The sequence below is a fragment of the Streptomyces sp. GbtcB6 genome, from assembly GCF_019091475.1.
In the GTDB taxonomy this organism is placed as follows: domain Bacteria; phylum Actinomycetota; class Actinomycetes; order Streptomycetales; family Streptomycetaceae; genus Streptomyces; species Streptomyces hyaluromycini.
In genome coordinates, this window is record NZ_JAGXJL010000465.1 from 1 (window position 1) to 237 (window position 237).

The 237-nt window shown below is 71.7% G+C and carries 1 protein-coding gene; it reads left to right on the forward strand.

The annotated features are described in order from the left end of the window. Positions 1–18: 18 nt before the first annotated feature. The coding region (locus KVT45_RS55690; protein ID WP_217562784.1) for a tetratricopeptide repeat protein at positions 19–237 on the forward strand (219 nt) is incomplete at its 3' end.

The following is a 237-nucleotide window of genomic DNA, read 5'->3' on the forward strand; positions in this document are numbered from 1 at the left end:
CTGGTGACCCTGCGCCCCATGGGCGACCTTCCGGGGATCGCCTGCGCGTTGTACTTGCTGGCTCTGGCGCTGCACGACCACGAGCGGTACGACGACGCCATCGACCGCTACACCGAGTGCCTCGCGGCCTGCCGGTCCGCCGGCTTCCGGGGGCGTGAGGCCCACGCCCTGTACCGGCTCGCCGAATCCCCCCGCAGGTCAGGGCGGTACGACGAGGCGATGCGATACGCCACCGAG